The organism is Serratia sp. KG1D, assembly GCF_037150675.1.
In the GTDB taxonomy this organism is placed as follows: domain Bacteria; phylum Pseudomonadota; class Gammaproteobacteria; order Enterobacterales; family Enterobacteriaceae; genus Serratia; species Serratia nematodiphila.
This window is the reverse complement of record NZ_JBAGIH010000001.1, coordinates 173829-193093: the sequence shown is the minus strand read 5'-3', so window position 1 is coordinate 193093 and position 19265 is coordinate 173829. Positions and strand designations below refer to the sequence as shown.

17 protein-coding genes and 1 other RNA gene are annotated in these 19265 nt (G+C 60.4%); 5 read left to right on the top strand and 13 right to left on the bottom strand.

From position 1 onward, the window contains the following. Nucleotides 1-62: 62 nt before the first annotated feature. An RNA gene (gene ffs, locus WFM45_RS00980) (signal recognition particle sRNA small type) lies at nucleotides 63-159 on the bottom strand. A 156-nt stretch (nucleotides 160-315) separates the two neighbouring features. Here ffs and WFM45_RS00975 point away from each other — a divergent pair. Continuing rightward, the gene (locus WFM45_RS00975) at nucleotides 316-630 is read left to right on the top strand and encodes an MGMT family protein (protein WP_015376856.1); all 315 of its coding nucleotides are present in this window, start codon (nucleotides 316-318) and stop codon (nucleotides 628-630) included. Between the two features lie 64 nt (nucleotides 631-694). Here the strand turns inward: WFM45_RS00975 and WFM45_RS00970 are convergent, their stop codons facing one another. Further along, nucleotides 695-1186, bottom strand: a complete 492-nt coding sequence (locus WFM45_RS00970; RefSeq protein ID WP_015376855.1) for a YbaY family lipoprotein — start codon at nucleotides 1184-1186, stop codon at nucleotides 695-697. A gap of 231 nt (nucleotides 1187-1417) precedes the next feature. Here WFM45_RS00970 and tesB point away from each other — a divergent pair, with 231 nt between their 5' ends. After that, complete coding sequence (tesB, locus tag WFM45_RS00965; protein ID WP_004940320.1) at nucleotides 1418-2281, top strand: acyl-CoA thioesterase II; 864 nt, start codon at nucleotides 1418-1420, stop codon at nucleotides 2279-2281. A 90-nt stretch (nucleotides 2282-2371) separates the two neighbouring features. On the opposite strand, the gene amtB is transcribed toward tesB, so the two are convergent. From amtB to WFM45_RS00940, 5 genes are all read right to left on the bottom strand, one after another. Then, complete coding sequence (gene amtB, locus WFM45_RS00960; RefSeq protein WP_033633994.1) at nucleotides 2372-3658, bottom strand: ammonium transporter AmtB; 1287 nt, start codon at nucleotides 3656-3658, stop codon at nucleotides 2372-2374. Between the two features lie 35 nt (nucleotides 3659-3693). Next, nucleotides 3694-4032, bottom strand: a complete 339-nt coding sequence (gene glnK, locus WFM45_RS00955; RefSeq protein WP_004940327.1) for a P-II family nitrogen regulator — start codon at nucleotides 4030-4032, stop codon at nucleotides 3694-3696. A gap of 278 nt (nucleotides 4033-4310) precedes the next feature. Beyond that, a complete protein-coding gene (gene smdB / locus WFM45_RS00950) occupies nucleotides 4311-6089 on the bottom strand; it encodes a multidrug efflux ABC transporter permease/ATP-binding subunit SmdB (protein ID WP_336954122.1) in 1779 nt (592 codons plus the stop codon). Further along, nucleotides 6082-7857 (bottom strand): multidrug efflux ABC transporter permease/ATP-binding subunit SmdA, encoded by a 1776-nt coding sequence (smdA, locus tag WFM45_RS00945; protein ID WP_336954120.1) that lies wholly within the window; start codon nucleotides 7855-7857, stop codon nucleotides 6082-6084. The genes smdB and smdA overlap by 8 nt, the downstream gene beginning before the upstream one ends. Nucleotides 7858-7949: 92 nt before the next feature. Further along, nucleotides 7950-8411 (bottom strand): Lrp/AsnC family transcriptional regulator, encoded by a 462-nt coding sequence (locus WFM45_RS00940; RefSeq protein WP_004940330.1) that lies wholly within the window; start codon nucleotides 8409-8411, stop codon nucleotides 7950-7952. Between the two features lie 122 nt (nucleotides 8412-8533). On the opposite strand from WFM45_RS00940, the gene WFM45_RS00935 reads away from it, so the two are divergent. Then, nucleotides 8534-9574, top strand: a complete 1041-nt coding sequence (locus WFM45_RS00935; protein ID WP_033633998.1) for a PLP-dependent cysteine synthase family protein — start codon at nucleotides 8534-8536, stop codon at nucleotides 9572-9574. Nucleotides 9575-9634: 60 nt separating this feature from the next. On the opposite strand, the gene cof is transcribed toward WFM45_RS00935, so the two are convergent. Then, entirely contained in the window at nucleotides 9635-10459 is an 825-nt protein-coding gene (cof, locus tag WFM45_RS00930) for an HMP-PP phosphatase (protein WP_085336555.1), read from the bottom strand. A 104-nt stretch (nucleotides 10460-10563) separates the two neighbouring features. Here cof and WFM45_RS00925 point away from each other — a divergent pair, with 104 nt between their 5' ends. Together WFM45_RS00925 and queC are read left to right on the top strand one after the other, a co-directional pair. Next, a complete protein-coding gene (locus tag WFM45_RS00925) occupies nucleotides 10564-12279 on the top strand; it encodes an SgrR family transcriptional regulator (RefSeq protein ID WP_336954117.1) in 1716 nt (571 codons plus the stop codon). Nucleotides 12280-12394: 115 nt separating this feature from the next. After that, the gene (queC, locus tag WFM45_RS00920; RefSeq protein WP_004940343.1) at nucleotides 12395-13093 is read left to right on the top strand and encodes a 7-cyano-7-deazaguanine synthase QueC; all 699 of its coding nucleotides are present in this window, start codon (nucleotides 12395-12397) and stop codon (nucleotides 13091-13093) included. Nucleotides 13094-13129: 36 nt separating this feature from the next. Here the strand turns inward: queC and WFM45_RS00915 are convergent, their stop codons facing one another. The 5 genes from WFM45_RS00915 to lon all read right to left on the bottom strand — a co-directional run bounded on the left by WFM45_RS00915 (nucleotide 13130) and on the right by lon (nucleotide 19116). Beyond that, nucleotides 13130-13543: an acyl-CoA thioesterase gene (locus WFM45_RS00915; protein ID WP_033634000.1), complete on the bottom strand. Its 414-nt coding sequence runs from the start codon at nucleotides 13541-13543 to the stop codon at nucleotides 13130-13132. A gap of 154 nt (nucleotides 13544-13697) precedes the next feature. Then, a complete protein-coding gene (locus WFM45_RS00910) occupies nucleotides 13698-14072 on the bottom strand; it encodes a ComEA family DNA-binding protein (RefSeq protein WP_336954114.1) in 375 nt (124 codons plus the stop codon). 138 nt (nucleotides 14073-14210) lie between these two features. Further along, the gene (ppiD, locus tag WFM45_RS00905; protein ID WP_004940347.1) at nucleotides 14211-16094 is read right to left on the bottom strand and encodes a peptidylprolyl isomerase; all 1884 of its coding nucleotides are present in this window, start codon (nucleotides 16092-16094) and stop codon (nucleotides 14211-14213) included. A gap of 178 nt (nucleotides 16095-16272) precedes the next feature. Further along, the gene (gene hupB / locus WFM45_RS00900; protein WP_004940351.1) at nucleotides 16273-16545 is read right to left on the bottom strand and encodes a nucleoid-associated protein HU-beta; all 273 of its coding nucleotides are present in this window, start codon (nucleotides 16543-16545) and stop codon (nucleotides 16273-16275) included. 216 nt (nucleotides 16546-16761) lie between these two features. Next, nucleotides 16762-19116 carry an endopeptidase La gene (gene lon, locus WFM45_RS00895; RefSeq protein WP_004940352.1) on the bottom strand — a complete coding sequence of 785 codons (2355 nt, stop codon included), beginning with the start codon at nucleotides 19114-19116 and terminating at the stop codon, nucleotides 16762-16764. Between the last annotated feature and the right edge of the window lie 149 nt (nucleotides 19117-19265).

The window sequence follows — 19265 nt, the reverse complement described above, 5'->3', positions numbered from 1 at the left end:
TAATAGATACGTGGAGGAGAGGTGGCAAAAGCGCGGATTGGCGAAGCCCAAATGGGTGGGGACCCTGCCAGCTACATCCCGGCACACACGTCACCTGCTGCGGCTGCTTCCTTCCGGACCTGACCGAGTTCACAAGTTAGTGTTGCGGGAGAACCAACAGGGCCCCCATTGACGGCTTCTGTACTCCGAAGCGGTGGGCATTATCGGCGATGCCCCACCAAATAGCAAGCCAACCGGGGCCAACCGCTGTTTTCTTGCCCACCTGCATTGTGGCACACTCTTCGCCTGGGTTTTGACTCGCGCAGGAACAGCAATATGCAACCAGAAGACGCCTCTTTCAGCCAGCGGGTTTTCCATATCGTGGCCGCCATTCCTTACGGCAAAGTCACCACTTACGGTGAAGTCGCCCGGCTGGCCGGCTCGCCGCGCGCCGCGCGTCAGGTTGGCGGCGTGCTGCGGCGTTTGCCGGAAGGCAGCACGCTGCCCTGGCACCGGGTGATCAACCGCCACGGACAGATCTCGCAGCAGGGGGAGGATTTTCAACGGCAACGGCAGGCACTGCTAGCGGAGGGGATAATTTTCGGCCCGCACAGCACGGTCGATTTCGAACGCTACGGCTGGCGCTGGTAAAACAAAACAGCCTTTGGCCGAAGCGCAAAGGCTGTTGATTTCATCTTGCTGTACCGCAGTAAGTTTACTGCATGGCGGTTGGCGCAGCCTGCATCGGCACGCCCTGCACCGGAACCAGCAGCAGATCGGCGCGGGTGCCGTTGCGGTTAACCACTTCCTGGATGGTGTCGGTAATGAACATCAGGCGCCCGTTGACCGTCACCGCTGCGCTCAGAATGATGCGCGCATTCGGTTGGATGTCGGACGGGTTGTACGGCAGCGTAAAGCTGAATGGCGCCTGCTGTCCTTCAGTACGCACCGCGCGCTGTGCAATCACTTTGGACGGCGCATCTGCCAGCGAAGCGTCAGAGAGGGTGACCGTCAGTACGGCGTCCGGCGGCAGCGCAATGCGCTGACGTATATTAACCGAACCTGTCACCGCCGGGCCCTGAATCTGCGTTTGCGCAGCCGCCGGGTTACCGGCCGTCTGTGTAGGCACATCGGCACTCTTTTGCGCGCATCCTGCCAGCGTGATCGTCAGTGCCGCGGCACCGCCTACGATTTGCCAGAGTTTCATGGATCGGTCTCCTTTTTTATTATCAACATGTTGGTGGCTTTCACCACCTCACCTATTAAACCTAGCACAAAACACTGATAAATCCACTTTACCCCGCCTATTAATCACTTAAACAGCCCAAGGCGTCCATGATTAAGAGCATTCTCATCGGCCCCTTAACGCAAAATGTTGACGCCGCGCCGTGATATTCCGCACACTGCGCAAAATGATTATTAGAAAGGTAACAACTTTATGAGCCAGGCATTGCAAAACCTCCTCGATCTGCTGGATCTGGAGAAAATCGAAGAAGGGTTGTTCCGCGGTCAGAGTGAAGATCTGGGACTGCGCCAGGTGTTCGGCGGGCAGGTGGTCGGCCAGGCGTTGTACGCCGCCAAACAGACGGTGCCGGACGAACGCAGCGTGCATTCGTTCCACAGCTACTTCCTGCGCCCGGGTGACAGCAGCAAGCCTATCGTTTACGACGTGGAAACCCTGCGCGACGGCAACAGCTTCAGCGCGCGCCGCGTCAGCGCCATCCAGCACGGCAAACCTATCTTCTATATGACCGCCTCCTTCCAGAGTCCGGAAGCGGGTTTCGAGCATCAGAATCTGATGCCGGACGTGCCGCCGCCAGAGGGGCTGCTGTCTGAATCAGAGATCGCCCAGAAGCTGGCGCATATGCTGCCGGAAAAAGTGCGCGAAAAATTTATCGGCCAGAAGCCGATCGAAATGCGCCCGGTGAAATTCCATAACCCGCTGAAAGGCAGCGTGGAAGAACCGCATCGCTACGTGTGGTTCCGCGCCAACGGCAGCATGCCGGACGATCAGCGCATCCACCAATATCTGCTGGGCTACGCGTCGGACTTTAACTTCCTGCCGACGGCGCTGCAGCCGCACGGCGTCGGTTTCCTCGAGCCGGGCATGCAGGTGGCCACCATTGACCACTCAATGTGGTTCCACCGTCCGTTCCGCATGGATGACTGGCTGCTGTACGCGGTGGAGAGCTCCTCTGCCTCCGGCGCACGGGGCTTTGTGCGCGGCCAGATTTATACCCGCGACGGCGTACTGGTCGCCACCACCGTGCAGGAAGGGGTGATTCGCCAACGCGACGCCTGATCCGCAGCATAAAGAAAGGGGCGATGTTTCCATCGCCCCTTTTGGCTTCATCATTATTTTAGTCTTTAGCGCACTGCCCTGCTTTGAGCCTTACTGGTTGTAGGCGCTCTCGCCGTGGCTGTTGACGTCCAACCCCTCGCGTTCCTGCTCCTCCGGCACTCTCAATCCAACCATGGCGCCCGCGATCTTGAAGGCGATAAAGGCGGCGACGCTCGACCACACCAGCGTGATCAGCACGCTCACCAGCTGGATCCAGACCTGATGGCCCATCGTCACCCCTTCGGCGTAACCGGTGCCGCCCAGTGAAGAGGCGGTGAACACCCCGGTCAACAGGCAGCCGACGATGCCGCACACCCCGTGCACACCGAACACATCGCAGGTGTCGTCCACTTTCAGCCATTTTTTCAGCGTCACGACGCCCCACAGGCCGGCGACGCCGCCCACCAGGCCGATGATCAACGCCCCGCCCACGCCCACGGTGCCCGCCGCCGGCGTCACTGCTACCAGCCCGGCGATCATGCCGGAGCAGGCGCCCAGCAATGAAGGCTTGCCGCGCAGCACCCACTCGGCGAAGGTCCAGGAGAGAATGGCGCCCGCAGTGGCAACCACGGTGTTGAGGAATGCCAGAGCCGCAATGCCGTTGGCCGCGCTGGCGGAACCGGCATTGAAGCCGAACCAGCCGATATACAGGATAGACGCCCCGGTAAACACCATCGGCAGGTTGTGCGGTTTGAAGGCCTCTTTACCGAAGCCGGCGCGCTTGCCAATCAGGTAGGCGCCGATCAACCCGGCGCTGGCGGCGTTGATGTGCACCACGGTGCCGCCGGCGAAATCCAATGCGCCGTCGGCGGCCAGGTAACCGCCGCCCCACACCATGTGCGCGATCGGCAGATAAGACAGCGTGAACCACAGGATCGCGAAGATCAGCACCGCCGAGAAGCGAATGCGTTCGGCGAAGCCACCCACCACCAGCGCCACGGTGATACAGGCGAAGGAGGCCTGGAAGGCGACATGGATCATCTGGCTGATGCTGCCGGTGACGCTGTCGATGCCGATGCCTTTCAGCATCGCCGTCTGGAATCCGCCGAACACCGCATTGCCCTCGCTGAACGCCAGGCTATAGCCATACAACACCCACAGCACGCAGACCAGCGCGAAGGTGACGGTGACCTGCGTCAGCATCGACAGCACGTTTTTGCCGCGCAGCAGGCCGCCGTAAAACAGCGCGATGCCGGGCAGCGTCATGAACAGCACCAACGCGGTGCAGATCATCATAAAGGCGTTGTCGGCCTTATCGGCGACCGCCGGGGCGGCCAGGGCCAAAGAAGGAACCAGGGTTACCGAACTCAGGCCCAACATGGATAACAGTCTTTTCATTATCAATCATCCCCATCACTTAACTGAGTTCGCGGTTACAGTGCCGATTCGTCGGTTTCGCCGGTGCGAATACGGATCACGCGTTGCAATTCGGCAACGAAAATTTTGCCGTCGCCGATTTTGCCGGTGTAGGCGGCTTTGCTAATGACATCAACCACTTCATCCAACTGATCGTCGGCGATGGCGATATCGATTTTGACCTTGGGCAGGAAGTTGACGTTATATTCGGCGCCGCGATACAGCTCGGCGTGCCCTTTCTGGCGGCCAAAGCCCTTCACTTCGGTTACGGTCAACCCCTGAATGCCCACGGAGGACAAGGCCTCGCGCACGTCCTCCAGCTTGAACGGTTTGATTACCACGGTCACCAGCTTCATATTGTCTCTCCACGAATTAAGCCCAAACTCACCCCGGTACGCCTCATATGTAGCAAGGGCTGTGCCAAATTTTATTTTGCATGGCGATTCAGCGGATTAGCGAGCACGCGGGCGGCGCCGCGGCGCGGTGCAGTACCGATACCTTGAATGGGTTAAATAATGCGCACTGATTTGGTGCGCGTCGCGTCGAAAAAGTGCAGAAAGGGGGCGTAGCCTGGCGGAGTTGCCTGCTTGTGGTGCGTTGTGAAAAATAAGGGCCGCGATCGCGGCCCGTGGGATCAGGCGGGTTGGCTCTCGTCGCGCACCGCTTCCGCCAACTGCTCGCCCGCCAGCTGCAGCTGATACATCTGGTAGTAGCGCCCCTGCTGCGCCAGCAGCTGTTGATGGTTGCCCTGCTCCACCGCCTGGCCGCGATGCAGCACCAGAATAGAATCGGCATCGACGATCGTCGAGAGGCGGTGAGCGATCACCACCAGCGTGGTGTGCTCGCGGATCGCACGCAGCGCGCGCTGGATAGCCTGTTCGGTGCCCGAGTCGATATTGGCGGTCGCCTCGTCGAGGATCAGGATCTGCGGCGCCTGCACCAAGACCCGCGCCATCGCCAGCAGCTGTTTCTGCCCAACCGACAGGTTATTGCCCTGCTCCCCCAGTCGGGTGTGAATACCCTGCGGGAAGCCACGCACCAGATCCGCCAGCTGCACCGTTTCCAGCGCCCGCCAAACGGCGTCTTCCTCGATATTGCGCCCCAACGTGACGTTGGCCAGCACCGAATCGGCGATCACCACCGGATCCTGCTGCACCATCGCCACGCCCTGGCGCAGCGTGCGGTGCGACAAGCTGGAGATCGGGCGGCCATCGAGACGCACTTCTCCCTCGCTGACCGGGTAATAACCCATCAGCAGGTTGGCCAAGGTGCTCTTGCCGCTGCCGGTGTGCCCGACCAGCGCCACGAAGCCGCGCGACGGCACCGACAGCGAAATATGCTGCAGCACCTTTTTGTCCGCGCGGTAAGCGAAGCTCAGATCGGTGATGTCGATGCGGCCGCCGGCCAACGGACTATCGTCGGTACCGTAACTCTGCTGGCTGCGATCCATCAGTTCGAAAATGCGTTCGCCGGCCACCACCGCCTGCTGCAGGATCGACTGTTGTGACGTCAGCTCGATCAACGGTTCGTTCAAACGCCCCAGGTAGTTGATGAAGGCATAGAGTACGCCGACGCCAATCACGCCTTCACCGCTGAAGCCGAACAACATCAGCAAACCGCACAGCACCAGCGCCGAAAACAGGCTGAGCAGCGGCCGCAGCAGGAAACCGTCGAGCCGCAGCGTCTGCATGCGCGCGAGATAGTGCGACTGGCTGGCGGCGCTCATGCGCTCGCCGAAGCGCACCTGCTGGCGGAATTGCTGGATCACGCCCATGCCGTTGATCACTTCGTTGAAGCCGTCGTTGATGTCCGCCAGATAACTGCGCACCCGGCGCACAATCGGCGTGCTGTAATATTGATAGATGCCCATCACCACGAACACCGCCGGGAAGATGCAGATAGCCACTAACGCCATGCGCCAGTCGAGGCTGAACATCGCCACCAGCATGGCGCCGATCAGCGCGGCGCTTTTCAGCACCGTGGAGACCACCATCACGTACAGGTCCTTGATCACTTCGGTGTCGTTGGTGACGCGCGAGATCAATTGCCCGACCGGTTGCGTGTCGAAGGCGCTGAGCGGCTGGCGCAGCGCGGCGTCCATCACGTCGGTGCGCAGCCGCTGCACCACGCCTACCGCCGCCTGATTGAACAGCAGCGCCTGGAAGTAATGCAGCGCCGCCGCCAGCAGCTCCAGCAGAATGTAGGCCGCCGCCAGCCCGCCGACGATCATCAGCGGCAGTTGCCCTTTGGCGACGTAATTATCGATAAAATAGCTCACCAGGATCGGCCCGGCGACTTCCGCCGCCGCCGCCACCCACAGCATCAGCACCGCCACCCCCAACGGTTTGCGGTACGGCGAACCGTAGGCCAGCAGGCGCTTCAGCGTCGGCCACAGCTTTTGCACTTTATTCATCGGCCAACGCCTCCTCGCCGTTTTCCGGCGCTTCGTCCAGCGCCGCTTCCAGCTGCTGATAGCGGTACATATCGCGATACCAGCCCGGCTGTGCCGCCAGCGCCACCGGATCGCCGCGCTGCGCCACGCCGCCGTGCTGCATCACCAGGATTTCGCTGGACTCGGTTAATGCCGACAGCCGGTGTGCGCTGATGATCACCGTGCGATCTTGCCCCCAGCTGCGCAGGTTGTGCAGGATCTGGTGTTCGGTACGGCCATCCACCGCCGATAGCGCATCGTCGAGGATCAGGATCTCCGCATCCAGCAGCAGCGCGCGCGCGATGGAGATGCGCTGTTTCTGCCCGCCCGACAGCATCACGCCGCGTTCGCCCACCTCGGTGTCATAGCCCTGCGGCAGCCGCAGAATGTCCTCATGGACGCTGGCCAACCGCGCCGCCTGTTCGATCTGCGCCTGCGTCGCCCCCGGATGGCCCAGTGCGATGTTGTTCGCCACGGTATCGGAGAACAGGAACGGCGTTTGGCTCACCACCGACAGCCGCGAACGCCAGTCGTCGAGTTTGATCTGCGGCAACGGCAGGCCGTGATAGCGGATCTGCCCTTGATCGACGTCGAACTGGCGCTGGATCAGCGACAGCAGCGTCGATTTGCCGGCCCCGGTCGGCCCGCACAGCCCCAGCATTTGCCCTGGTTTCAGCGTCAGCGCCACATCGTGCAGCGCCGGATGCGGGTTTTCCGGGTAGTGGAACGCGCGGATATCCACCTCCAGCACGCCGCGCCCGGCCGGCAACGCCTGCGGGCCATCCTGCACCGCCGGCGCCTCGTCGAGCAGGCTGCGGATGCGGCTGTAGGCCGCGCTGCCGCGCTCGACGATATTGAACATCCAGGCCAGCGCCAGCATTGGCCAGATCATCAGGCCGAGGTACATCACAAAGCTGGTCAGTTGCCCGAGCGTCAGCGAACCGTTCACTACCATCCAGCTGCCGCCGCCGATAGCCAACAGGTTAGACGCGCCGATGGCGATATAAATGGTCGGATCGAAGCGCGCATCCACCCGCGCCACGTGCATGTTCTTGGCCCCGGTCTGCGCCGCGACGTCGGCGAAACGGTTGGATTGGTGATCTTCCAGCCCGAAGGCCTTGATCATGCGGATGCTGGTCATGCTTTCCTGCGCCTGATCGTTCAGGCTGGAAAACGCCGCCTGCGCCGATTTAAAGCGCTGGTGCAGCTGGTCGCCGTAATATTTGATGGCGATCGCCATCAGCGGCATCGGGATTAACGCCAACACCGTCAGCTGCCAGCTGATTTGGGTGCTCATCACCACCAGCACCACCACCCCCATCACCAGCGAATCCACCAACGTCAGCACGCCTTCACCGGCGGCGAACACCACGCGATCCACATCGTTGGTGGCGCGCGCCATCAGGTCGCCGGTGCGATGGCGCAGGTAGAACGCCGGGTTTTGTCGGCTGAGCTGGCGGTAAAAGTTTTCGCGCAGTTCGACCGCCAGCTGGTAGGAAGCGCCGAACAGCAGCACCCGCCACACATAGCGCAGCAGGTAAACGACTATCGCGGTGCCGATCATCAGCCCGAGCCAGGCCAACAGCACGCCGGTGGACATCTGTTTTTCGGTGACGCCGTCCACGATGATGCCGACCAGCTTAGGCGGCAACAGTTGCAGGATGGCGATGACGATCAGCAGCACCACCGCCCCGAGGTAACGGCGCCACTCCCGGCGGAAGTACCAGCCGATTTGTGCAAATAATCTCACGCAGTTTGATTCCAGGATTTTATGGGATTTGTCTCTTTTTCTGCTTCAGCAGAGCAGGATACCACCGTTGAGCCGCCCGTCCGGTTAACTTTTCACTCCGGCACCGGCAGCGCAGTGGTGTATTTGATTTTTTCCATGGCAAAGCTCGAGGTGACGTCAATAAGGCCCGGTACGCCGTTCACCAGGCGCTTATAAAAGCCGTCGTAGCTTTTCATGTCCGCCACTTCGACCTGCATCAGGTAGTCGTACTCCCCCGCCATCCGGTAGAACGCCAGCACCTCGGGCATCTGGCTGGTCAGCTGCACAAACGCCTGATACCACTCGCTGCTGTGCTGCTGGGTCTTGATCAGCACGAACGCCGTCAGCCCCAGGCCGAGCTTTTCGTTATCCAGCAAGGCCACTCGGCCGCGGATATAGCCTTCGTCTTCCAGACGCTTCAGCCGTTTCCAGCACGGCGTCGAAGTCAAATTGACCGCATCGGCCAGTGCCTGCAGCGACTGGGTGCAATCTTGCTGCAGCATGCACAGCAGCTTACGGTCTGTTTTATCTAACATAGCAACCACCCGGAGAAAAATTTTCTCCCATTAGGCGATTAAACAGGGAAAATGGCAATCCTTTTTTCCCGCCGACAGGCTATGCTACGCCATAAACCAGCCCCCTATTCTGAGGCCATATCATGACAAACTCTTGGGTAAAATATGCTATCGGTGAAATAGAAGCGGATTTTCAGCGCTCCGCCGATACGCACCTGATTCGCCTGAACCTGCCGGCGTTTCCCGGCATCTGCCTGTACCTGAAAGATGAAAGCACTCACCCGACCGGTAGCCTGAAACACCGCCTGGCGCGCTCGCTGTTCCTTTATGGCCTGTGCAACGGCTGGATCACCGAGAACACCACCATCATCGAGGCCTCGTCCGGCAGCACCGCGGTGTCCGAAGCCTACTTCGCCCGTCTGATCGGCCTGCCGTTCATCGCGGTGATGCCGTCCTGCACCGCGCGCCGCAAGGTGGAGCAGATCGCCTTTTACGGCGGCCGCTGTCACTTCGTCGATCACGCCGCCCAGATCTACGCTGCCTCCGAACAGCTGGCGAAAGAGCTGAACGGCCACTATATGGATCAGTTCACCTACGCCGAGCGCGCCACCGACTGGCGCGGCAACAACAATATCGCCGACAGCATCTTCCGCCAGATGGCGCGCGAACCTTTCCCGGTGCCGAAACACATCGTGATGAGCGCCGGCACCGGCGGCACCTCTGCCACGCTGGGGCGCTACATCCGCTATCAGGGGCACGACACCCAATTGACGGTGGTCGATCCGGAAAACTCGGTGTTCTATGACTGCTTCCACCACGGCGATCGCACCCTGATCGGCAGCTGCGGCAGCCGTATCGAAGGCATCGGCCGCCCGCGCGCCGAGCCGTCGTTCATCCCGTCGGTGGTCGACAACATGCTGCGCGTGCCGGATGCCGCCAGCGTCGCCACCATTCACTGGCTGGAAGGCGTGCTGGGCCGCAAGGTTGGCGCCTCTACCGGCACCAACGTTTGGGGTGCGCTGCAGTTGGCGAAGCAGATGCGGGAAAACGGCGAGCAAGGGGCGATCGTCACCCTGCTGTGCGACAGCGGCGAGCGTTATCTGGATACCTATTACAACCCGGATTGGGTCAGCAACAACATCGGCGATCTGCAGCCGTATCTCGCGCAGCTGGCGGATTTGTAACGCCAGGCTTCGGGTAAAAAAAAGCCGGGTAGTCATACCCGGCCGGCTGTAAGGAGAACCTCATTCTTCGGGGGAATAGGTGAGGCAAGGTGAACGCAGCCAATGTTGTAAATAGTGAGCCACCGCCTGTTGTTGGCAATGGCCGATAACCGGTAGCTGCGGCAGCAGGGATTTCAGCTGCGGCAGGGCGTTGCCCATCACCACGCCGTGCCCCACCGCTCCCAGCATCTCTTTGTCGTTCATCGCGTCGCCGAACGCCATGCAGTCGGCCATCGTCAGCCCCAGATGACAGCTCAGCCGCTCCAGCGCCGTGCCTTTGTTGCAACCGAGCGGCAGCACCTCCAGACAGTCGTAGGCGGAAAAGCACAGGTCTGCCTCGTCGCCCAATTGCGCCCGCAGCTGCACCTGCAACGCCAGCAACTCCTCATGTGGCGCGACAAAGCACACCTTGCTGTTGCCGAACGCCGGCAGACGGCGCACATCGGCCAGTTGAAAACGAAAACCGCTCAGGTGATGCGCCCGCAGCATCTCTTCCGGCACGGGAAACTCGGTCAGCCAACCTTCGTCGCGGAATACATGCATGCTGGCGCGAGTGCGCCAATGATGATGCAGCACCTCTTCGGCCACCGCCGCCGGCAGGTCGGTGGCGTGCAGCTGTTGGCCGCGGTTGTCATATACCCGCGTGCCGTTGCCGGTGATCAGGTACCCCTGCAGCCCCAGTTGCGCCATGATCGGTTGCGCATCGAGGTAGTGGCGCCCGGTGGCGAACGTCACCACCATCTCCCGCTCCACCAGCTGGTTCAGCACCGCCAGCGTTTCCGGGCCAACCCGGTGATCCGGCATCAACAGCGTGCCGTCCATATCGAAAGCTGCCAGGCGATACATAAAGACCTCATGAATGTGAACACGATTACAATCACTGCAGTATGGGATGGCATTTGCGGAAGTAATAGTGAACAATTTGAGAAAACTGTTCCGGATTTCTGCCCATGCGCCTGGTTCACCGCCTCAGCCAATATCAACGCCTGTATCAACAGCTCGGCAGCGCGCCGGTCGCCGTGACCATCGGCGAGCTGGCGGCGATGTTCTACTGCAGCGAACGCCATGCCCGCACGCTGGTGCAACAGCTGCAGGATCAGGGCTGGCTGAGCTGGCATTCGCAGCCCGGCCGCGGTAAGCGCGCTCGCCTGCACTGCCTGAAAACCCCGGATGAACTGCGCGCGCAGCTACTTCAACAGCTGCTGCAACAGGGCAATCATCAGGGGGCGCTGGAGATGGCGCAGCTCGATCCGCAGCACCTGCAGGATCTGCTCAGCCCGCACCTCGGCGGGCAATGGCAGGCCGGCAGCCCGACGCTGCGCATTCCCTATTACCGCACGCTGGAAGCGCTCGACCCGCTCACGTTGACGGGCCGCGCCGAACAACATCTGGTGTCGACCCTGCACGCCGGACTGACGCGCCTGATGACCGGTAACCCGGAACCGCAGCCCGATCTGGCGCACCATTGGCAGATTAGCGATCGCGGCCTGCGCTGGCGCTTCTTTCTGCGCAGCCAGCTGCGCTGGCACAACGGCGAACCGTTGACCGGCCACCAACTGCTGCAAACGCTGGAAAAACTGCAGCGCCATCCGCGCAGCCAACCCAGCCTGGCCAACGTCGCGCGCATCAGCCTGCCGCATCCGTTGTGCATTCAGTTCGATCTGCACCTGCCGGACTACTGGCTGGCCCACCGTCTGGCGGAGCTGCCTTGCCTGATGACTCACCCGGAGCTGCCGGCCATCGGCGCCGGCCCGTTCAAGCTGACACTGAATGAGCCGCAGCTGGTGCGGCTGGAACAGCACGCCGGTTATCATCTGCAGCATCCGTATCTGGATACCATCGAATACTGGATCACCCCCGATTTGCCTACCGCCGGCACCTACACCAGTTGCCAGCATCCGGTGCGCATCACCATAGGCCAGCAAGACGATTTGGCGCAGGCCCGGCCGGTGCAGCGCAGCATGAGCCTGGGCTGGTGTTATCTGGCGCTGAACCTGCGCCACGGCGTGCTGAACGAAGCCCAGGGGCAAAAGCTGCTGATGCTGATCCAGCAGTCCGGCCTGCTGAGCCATCTGCCGATCCCCAACAGCGTGATCACCCCCAGCCATGAAATGCTGCCCGGCTGGCGCATCCCCCACCAACAGGTCGAAGAGGATGTCGCCCTGCCCGCCCGGCTGACGCTGCTGTATCGGCCGCCGGTCGAGCTGGAAACGGTGACGGCCGCGCTACAGCGTTTGCTCGCGCAGCACGGCTGCGAGCTGGAAGTGCGTTACTATGCCGGCAAGCGCTGGCAAAGCGAGGAACAGATCGCCCAGGCCGATCTGCTGCTGGCGGACAACCTGATCGGCGAAGCGCCGGAGGCGACGCTGGAGAGCTGGCTGCGGCAGGATACGCTGTGGCGCGGCATCCTGACGGAAAGCCGCTGGCAGCAGCAACAGGATACGCTGCGGCAGATCCAGCAGCTGCAGGCGCAGCAACCGCGTTTCGCACGGCTGCAGGCCTATTATCAACGGCTGATGGCCGCCGCCATCATCACGCCGCTGTTCCACTACCAGTATCAGATCAGCGCGCCGCCGCGCATGCATGGCGTCACGCTGACCGCCCACGGCTGGTTCGATTTTTGCCAGGCATGGCTGCCGCCGCCGGTGGACAACGCACCGGCCTGAGCCGAACCGCCCTGCGCCTGGCGGCCCTTTCTGCTACTATTGTCGCCGCAACGCAATTTTTATCCTGCCGCCCGAATGTGTATCGGGAGAGGCCAAAGCCCAAAAAGGTGATTTTATGAAGCGCGCGGTTGTCGTTTTCAGCGGTGGACAAGACTCCACGACCTGCTTAATACAGGCATTGCAACAGTATGACGAAGTTCACTGCGTCACGTTCGATTACGGCCAGCGCCATCGCGCCGAGATTGAAGTGGCTCAAGAGCTGTCGGTAGCCCTCGGCGCCAAGGCGCACAAGGTGCTGGACGTAACGCTGCTCAATGAGCTGGCCGTCAGCAGCCTGACGCGCGACAATATTCCGGTTCCCGCCTACGATCCCAACCAGAAAAATGCGCTGCCGAGCACCTTCGTGCCGGGCCGCAACATCCTGTTCCTGACGCTGGCGGCGATCTACGCCTACCAGGTCGAAGCGGAAGCGGTGATCACCGGCGTGTGTGAAACCGATTTCTCCGGCTACCCGGATTGCCGCGACGAGTTCGTTAAGGCGCTGAACAAGGCGGTGACGCTGGGCATCGCCCGCGATATCCGCTTCGAAACGCCGCTGATGTGGCTGAACAAGGCCGAGACCTGGGCGCTGGCGGATTATTACCACCAGCTGGATCGCGTACGCCAGGATACGCTGACCTGCTACAACGGCATCAAGGGTGACGGCTGCGGCGAGTGCGCCGCCTGCAACCTGCGCGCCAATGGCCTGACGCAGTACCGGGCCAACCAGGCGGAAGTGATGGCGGCGTTGAAACAGAAAGCCGGCCTGGCCTGAGGGCAGTGACGGCGGCAGCCTATGCCGCCCGTGAGCTTACTGCGGATTCTCCTTCAGCGTGAGCGCCTCCAGGTGCTCGCGCAATTCTCCTTCGATCGGCAGCGCACGCTGCGTTTTCAGATCGACGCACACGAAAGTCAGCAGCGCGTCTGCCACCGGCGTCCCCGCCGGATCCTGCGTCACCTTTTGGCTCAGTACCCCGCTCTTGCCGTTGAGCTGCACCATCTGGCTGTCGATACGCAGCTTATCCCCCAATACCGCCGGGCTGCGGTAATTGATATTGATGTTCACCACGATGAAAGCGATGTTGTTTTCCGTCATCCAGCGGAACCCTGGCTCGTTTTCCAGCCACTCCCAGCGCGCCTCCTCCAGAAACTCCAGATAGCGGGCATTGTTAACGTGCTGGTAGACATCAAGGTGATAACCGCGAACTTTGATAAAGGTTTGCATAGGGAACGATCGCTCCTGCCTGGTGATTACAGAAAGAGGGAGCCGCGTGGGCTCCCTCGCCCGTTTGGTCAACGCGCCAAACTGGTAAGACCTGTAAAATGTAGCAGAGGAGTCACGGCCTCAGCGGCATTTTGCCACGCAGCCGCGACCGGGATCACATTTTCAGCCGGGTGCGGTTCTTCTCAAACAGCGCCGGCCCGATGCCCGGCACCTCCTGCAACTGCTCAACCTGGGTGAACGGCCCGTTCTGTTCGCGATAGCGCACGATGCCTTCCGCCTTCTTCAGGCCGACGCCGCTCAAGGCGGCGGCCAGTTGTTCGGCAGTGGCCTGATTGATGCTGACCGCCGCCTCTTCGGTTGCCTTGGTCATCACCGATTGTCCGCCATGGCTCGCCGGTGTTGAGAGCATCGGCTCCTCGTTTTTTTCCACCGCGGCGGCCGGCCCGGCCAGGCATAACAACAGCGCGGTCAGCGCGGCGTTAACGTGACGACGGTAACCGAAAAACGCTTTTTTCTCTGAATATTGCATGCTGTATCCTCCTTGTGTGTGACAGCACGGCTACCTTGCCGCGGCGGCGAATATTCAGCAATCGACGGATGTCAGATATGGAAAAGGCCGCGAAAGCGGCCTTTGTTTGTTGCACTGCGTTGCAGAAAAATGCGGCGATTACTGAGGCTGTTGCTCAGCGGCGCCCATTTTGATCTTGGCTTCTTTACGCAGGCTCGCCAGCAGCGAATCGAAGGAAACGCCGGTCGCGCCCTCTTCCATCTTGCCGACGAAGGTTTTCATTTCGTCTTCCGGCAGCGTGCCTGGCTTCACCGCATCAAGCGCAATCAGCACCACGTTGTCCTGACGATCCTGCGACATGCCGTACACCGGCTTGCCGTCCTGCGGGTGCGGCAGCGCGAACACGCTCTCCACCAGCTGGCTGTCTTCCGGCGCGCGCGCCATCTTCTGCACGGCGCCAAAGCTCAGGCCGGCGGCTTTCATCGCTTCGTCGCCCTTGCCCTGCTTCAGCTCAACCAGCAGCTTCTCGCCCTGCAGCTTCGCTGCCTGCAGCGCCTTGTTGCGTTTCACCAGTTCCGCCACGCGGTCTTTTACCTGGTCGAACGGTTCGATGCCTTCCGGCTTGTGGCCGCTCACGCGCACCACGAAAGCGCGGTCGCCGTCTACGGTGATCACGTCGGAGTTGCTGCCCGGCGCGCCGTTCTCGCCGATCAGCGAGCCGTCGAAGATCGCCTGCACCACCGGTTTGAAGTTCAGCGCGGCAGGGATGTTGTCGCGGGTGAACCAGTCGCTTTGCGCCGCTTTCACGCCGGCCGCTTCCTCAGCCGAGGCCAAAGATTCGTTGTCGCTGGTCGCCGCTTCGCTCACCTTCTGCTGCAGCGCGTAATAGGCGTCTACCGCTTTCTCCTGCTGCACCTGCTTGGCGATGGCGTCATGCACTTCGCTCAGCGGTTTCAGTTTCTCAGGTTCGATGTCGTTCAAACGCACGATCAGGTAGCCGACGGAGGATTTCACTACGCCGGACAGCTGCCCTTTCTCGGTCAGGTTAGCCTGCTTCAGTTCGTCGGCGGTGGTTTCCGGCTCCAGCCAACCCAGCTCGCCGCCGGTGCGGCGTGAGATGATGTCGGTGGATTTTTCTTTCGCCAGGGTGGCGAAATCGGCGCCCTTCTTCAGCTCGTCCAGCGCCGCGTTGGCTTCCGCCTCGGTTTTCAGCTGGATCACGCTGTAGTTTTTACGCTCCGGCTGGCCGTAGCTGCTCTTGTGCTGGTCGTAGTAAGCGTTGATGTCCTCTTCGCTCACTTTCACCTTGTCCTGCATGGACGCGGCGTCCAGCGGGATATAGCTCACCTTCACCTGCTCCGGGGCGATGAAGCTGTTCTTGTTCTGATCGTAATACGCCTTCAGTTCGTCGTCGCCGGCGCTTTGTTTCGCCTGCAGCGCTTTCAAATCGATGGTCGCCAGGCGCACGTCGCGCTCCTGCAGCACCAGCGCCGCCATGGCTTGCGATTCAGACGGCAGCACGAAACCGGACTCGCCGAAGGCCTGGATCACCTGCTGATTGACCAACTGCTGACGCATCGACTGCGCGAAGTTGTCGGCGGTGTAGCCCATGCGGCCAATCAGATCGAGATATTTGGCGTTATCGAACTGGCCGTTGGTCTGGAAGTAAGGCGCCTTGCGGATGGCGTCCTTGATCTGATCGTCGCTGACCGCTAGGCCCAGCTTCTTGGCATACTGGTCGAGCAGCATGTTGTCGATCAACTGGGACAACACCTGACGGCGCATCTGCTGCATGTAGCCTTCGTTGCCGGCCAGCGCAGAGAACTGGTCACCCAGCTGCTGCTGCATGCGGCTGCGCTCGCTTTGGAAAGCCTGTTCCAGCTGAGCGCGTTCGATCGTCTGACCATTTACTTTCGCAGCATAATCGCCGGAGCCGCCGATCAGGTAGTTACCCACCCCGGTCAGAACGAATGACAGGATGATCAGGGCCAGGATGATTTTGAGCACGACGTGATTGGCAGCCGCGCGTAAATTGTCCATCATAGTGTGACAACACTCCGCTGTGATGTGGATTAACAACCCTTGCGCAGGCGCGTTCCCTGCGACAAAAATAAAAAAAGCGCATCAGTCCGATGCGCCTTGTATCTTACCTTACCAGCACCGCTGCGTCAGGTGATTGTTTATTACAAAACCCTGTTACGCTAAACGGTTAGACGCTAAATCAGTTTACAGCGTCTTTCAGCGCTTTCCCTGCACGGAAGGCAGGTACTTTGGCTGCCGCGATCTTGATCTCTTTACCGGTTTGCGGGTTGCGGCCGGTACGGGCCGAACGTTCACGCACGGTAAAGGAACCGAAACCTACCAGAGCCACGTCATCCCCTGCTTTCAGGGAGTCGGTAACGGAAGCGATTACTGCGTCTAAAGCACGTCCCGCTGCCGCTTTGGAAATATCAGCACCTGCGGCAATCTTGTCGATCAGTTGTGACTTATTCACTCTATCATCCCCTCTAGAATTCTATCGTCGCACCGAAAAATCCCTACGGTTGCGACAGCGCAGCTGTTATATCAATCCCATCGAACCTTGGCAAGCCACCGACTGGGTGACAAAACGCGGGCCGACAGAGATCTAACTTAGCGGTACAAAAAAATACTGGCAAGTCCGAAATGGCTTGCCAGTATAAGTTTTATCAATGGTTTTTGCGATTCGTCACTATTTTGCCGCTACCGGCAGTGCGCCGAAGGCCGGGTTTTGCAACGCAATGTTCAAAACTTCATCGATTCGCTGCACCGGATGAATCTCCAGATCGGCGATAACATTGTCCGGAATCTCTTCCAGATCGCGCTTGTTCTCGTAAGGGATCAGCACGGTTTTGATGCCGCCGCGATGCGCCGCCAGCAGTTTCTCTTTCAGGCCGCCGATCGGCAACACCTGGCCGCGCAGCGTGATCTCGCCGGTCATCGCCACATCGGCGCGTACCGGGTTGCCGGTCAGGCAGGAGACCAGCGCGGTGCACATCGCGATACCGGCGCTCGGGCCATCTTTCGGCGTCGCCCCTTCCGGCACGTGCACGTGGATGTCGCGTTTCTCGTAGAAATCGGCGTTGATGCCCAATTTCTCCGCGCGCGCGCGCACCACGGTCAGCGCCGCCTGAATCGATTCCTGCATCACTTCACCCAGAGAACCGGTGTAGGTCAGCTTGCCTTTGCCCGGCACGCAGGCGGTTTCGATGGTCAGCAAATCGCCGCCCACTTCCGTCCACGCCAGCCCGGTGACTTCGCCCACGCGGTTTTCGGTATCCGCACGGCCGTAATCGACGCGCTGCACGCCCAGGTAATCCTTCAGGTTGTCGCCGTTGATCTCGATGTGCTTGCGCTTCTTGTCCATCAGCAGCGTTTTCACCGCTTTACGGCACAGTTTGGAGATTTCACGCTCCAGGCTGCGCACCCCGGCTTCGCGGGTATAGAAGCGAATAATGCCGATGATGGCGCTGTCGTCGACCGTCAACTCGCCTTTTTTCAGCGCATTGCGCTCGAGCTGCTTCGGCAGCAGGTGCTGTTTGGCGATGTTGAGCTTCTCGTCCTCGGTATAACCCGACAGGCGGATCACTTCCATACGATCCAGCAGCGGCGCAGGAATGTTCATCGAGTTCGAGGTGGCGACAAACATCACGTCGGACAGATCGTAATCCACTTCCAGGTAGTGGTCGTTGAACGCCACGTTCTGTTCCGGATCCAGCACCTCCAGCAGAGCGGAGGCCGGATCGCCGCGCATGTCGGAAGACATCTTGTCGATCTCATCCAGCAGGAACAGCGGGTTCTTCACCCCCACCTTGGCCATCTTCTGGATCAGCTTGCCCGGCATCGAACCGATGTAGGTACGACGGTGACCGCGGATTTCCGCTTCGTCACGCACGCCGCCCAGCGCCATGCGCACGTACTGGCGACCGGTCGCCTTGGCGATCGACTGCCCCAGCGAGGTTTTACCCACGCCCGGCGGCCCCACCAGACACAGGATCGGCCCCTTGATTTTGCTGACGCGGCTCTGTACCGCGAGGTACTCGAGGATGCGATCTTTGACGCGCTCCAGGCCGTAGTGATCGGTATCGAGCACTTCCTGCGCCTTGTTCAGGTCTTTTTTCACCTTGCTGCGCGCATTCCACGGCACCTGCAGCATCCAGTCGATGTAGCCGCGCACCACGGTCGCTTCCGCCGACATCGGCGACATCATCTTCAGCTTTTGCAGTTCCGCTTCGGTTTTTTCGCGCGCCTCTTTCGGCATTTTCGCCGCATCGATCTTGCGCTTCAGCGCTTCGTGCTCGTCCGGCGCGTCGTCCATCTCGCCCAGTTCTTTCTGAATCGCCTTCATCTGCTCATTCAGATAGTACTCGCGCTGACTCTTCTCCATCTGCTTCTTGACGCGGTTACGGATGCGTTTCTCAACCTGCAGCAGGTCGATCTCCGACTCCATCATCGCCATCAGGTATTCCAGACGCTCGGTGATGTCGGACATCTCGAGCACCGACTGCTTGTCGCTGAGTTTCAGCGGCATGTGGGCGGCGATGGTGTCCGCCAGGCGCGCGGCGTCGTCGATGCTGTTGAGTGAAGTCAGCACCTCCGGCGGGATTTTTTTGTTCAGTTTGATATAGCCTTCAAACTGATTGATCGCGGTGCGCACCAGCACTTCCTGCTCGCGCTCGTCGATAGCCGGCGACTCAAGGTATTCCGCCTGCGCGGCGAAATGCTCACCGCTGTCGGACAGCGTAGTGATGCGTGCGCGCTGCAGCCCCTCGACCAGCACTTTTACCGTGCCGTCCGGCAGCTTCAGCATCTGCAGGATCGACGCTACGGTGCCGACCGAGAACAAGTCGTTAATGCCAGGTTCATCCGTTGAGGCCTCTTTCTGTGCCACCAGCATGATCTTCTTATCGTGATCCATTGCGGCTTCGAGGCACCGAATCGATTTTTCCCGGCCAACAAATAACGGGATCACCATGTGCGGATAAACCACCACGTCGCGCAATGGCAAAACGGGGATTTCAATGCGTTCGGAACGCTCAGGGTTCATAGAGCTCTCTCTTAGTTTAATTTCCGCCAGGTTGAGGGGGAATCTCATGAGACGCAAGCATCTAACGTTTCATAAAATCTGGTTAATGAGTATATGGGGATGAATCTCTTACATTCAACGGCAAGAATGCAGGAAAAAGAAATGGGGGA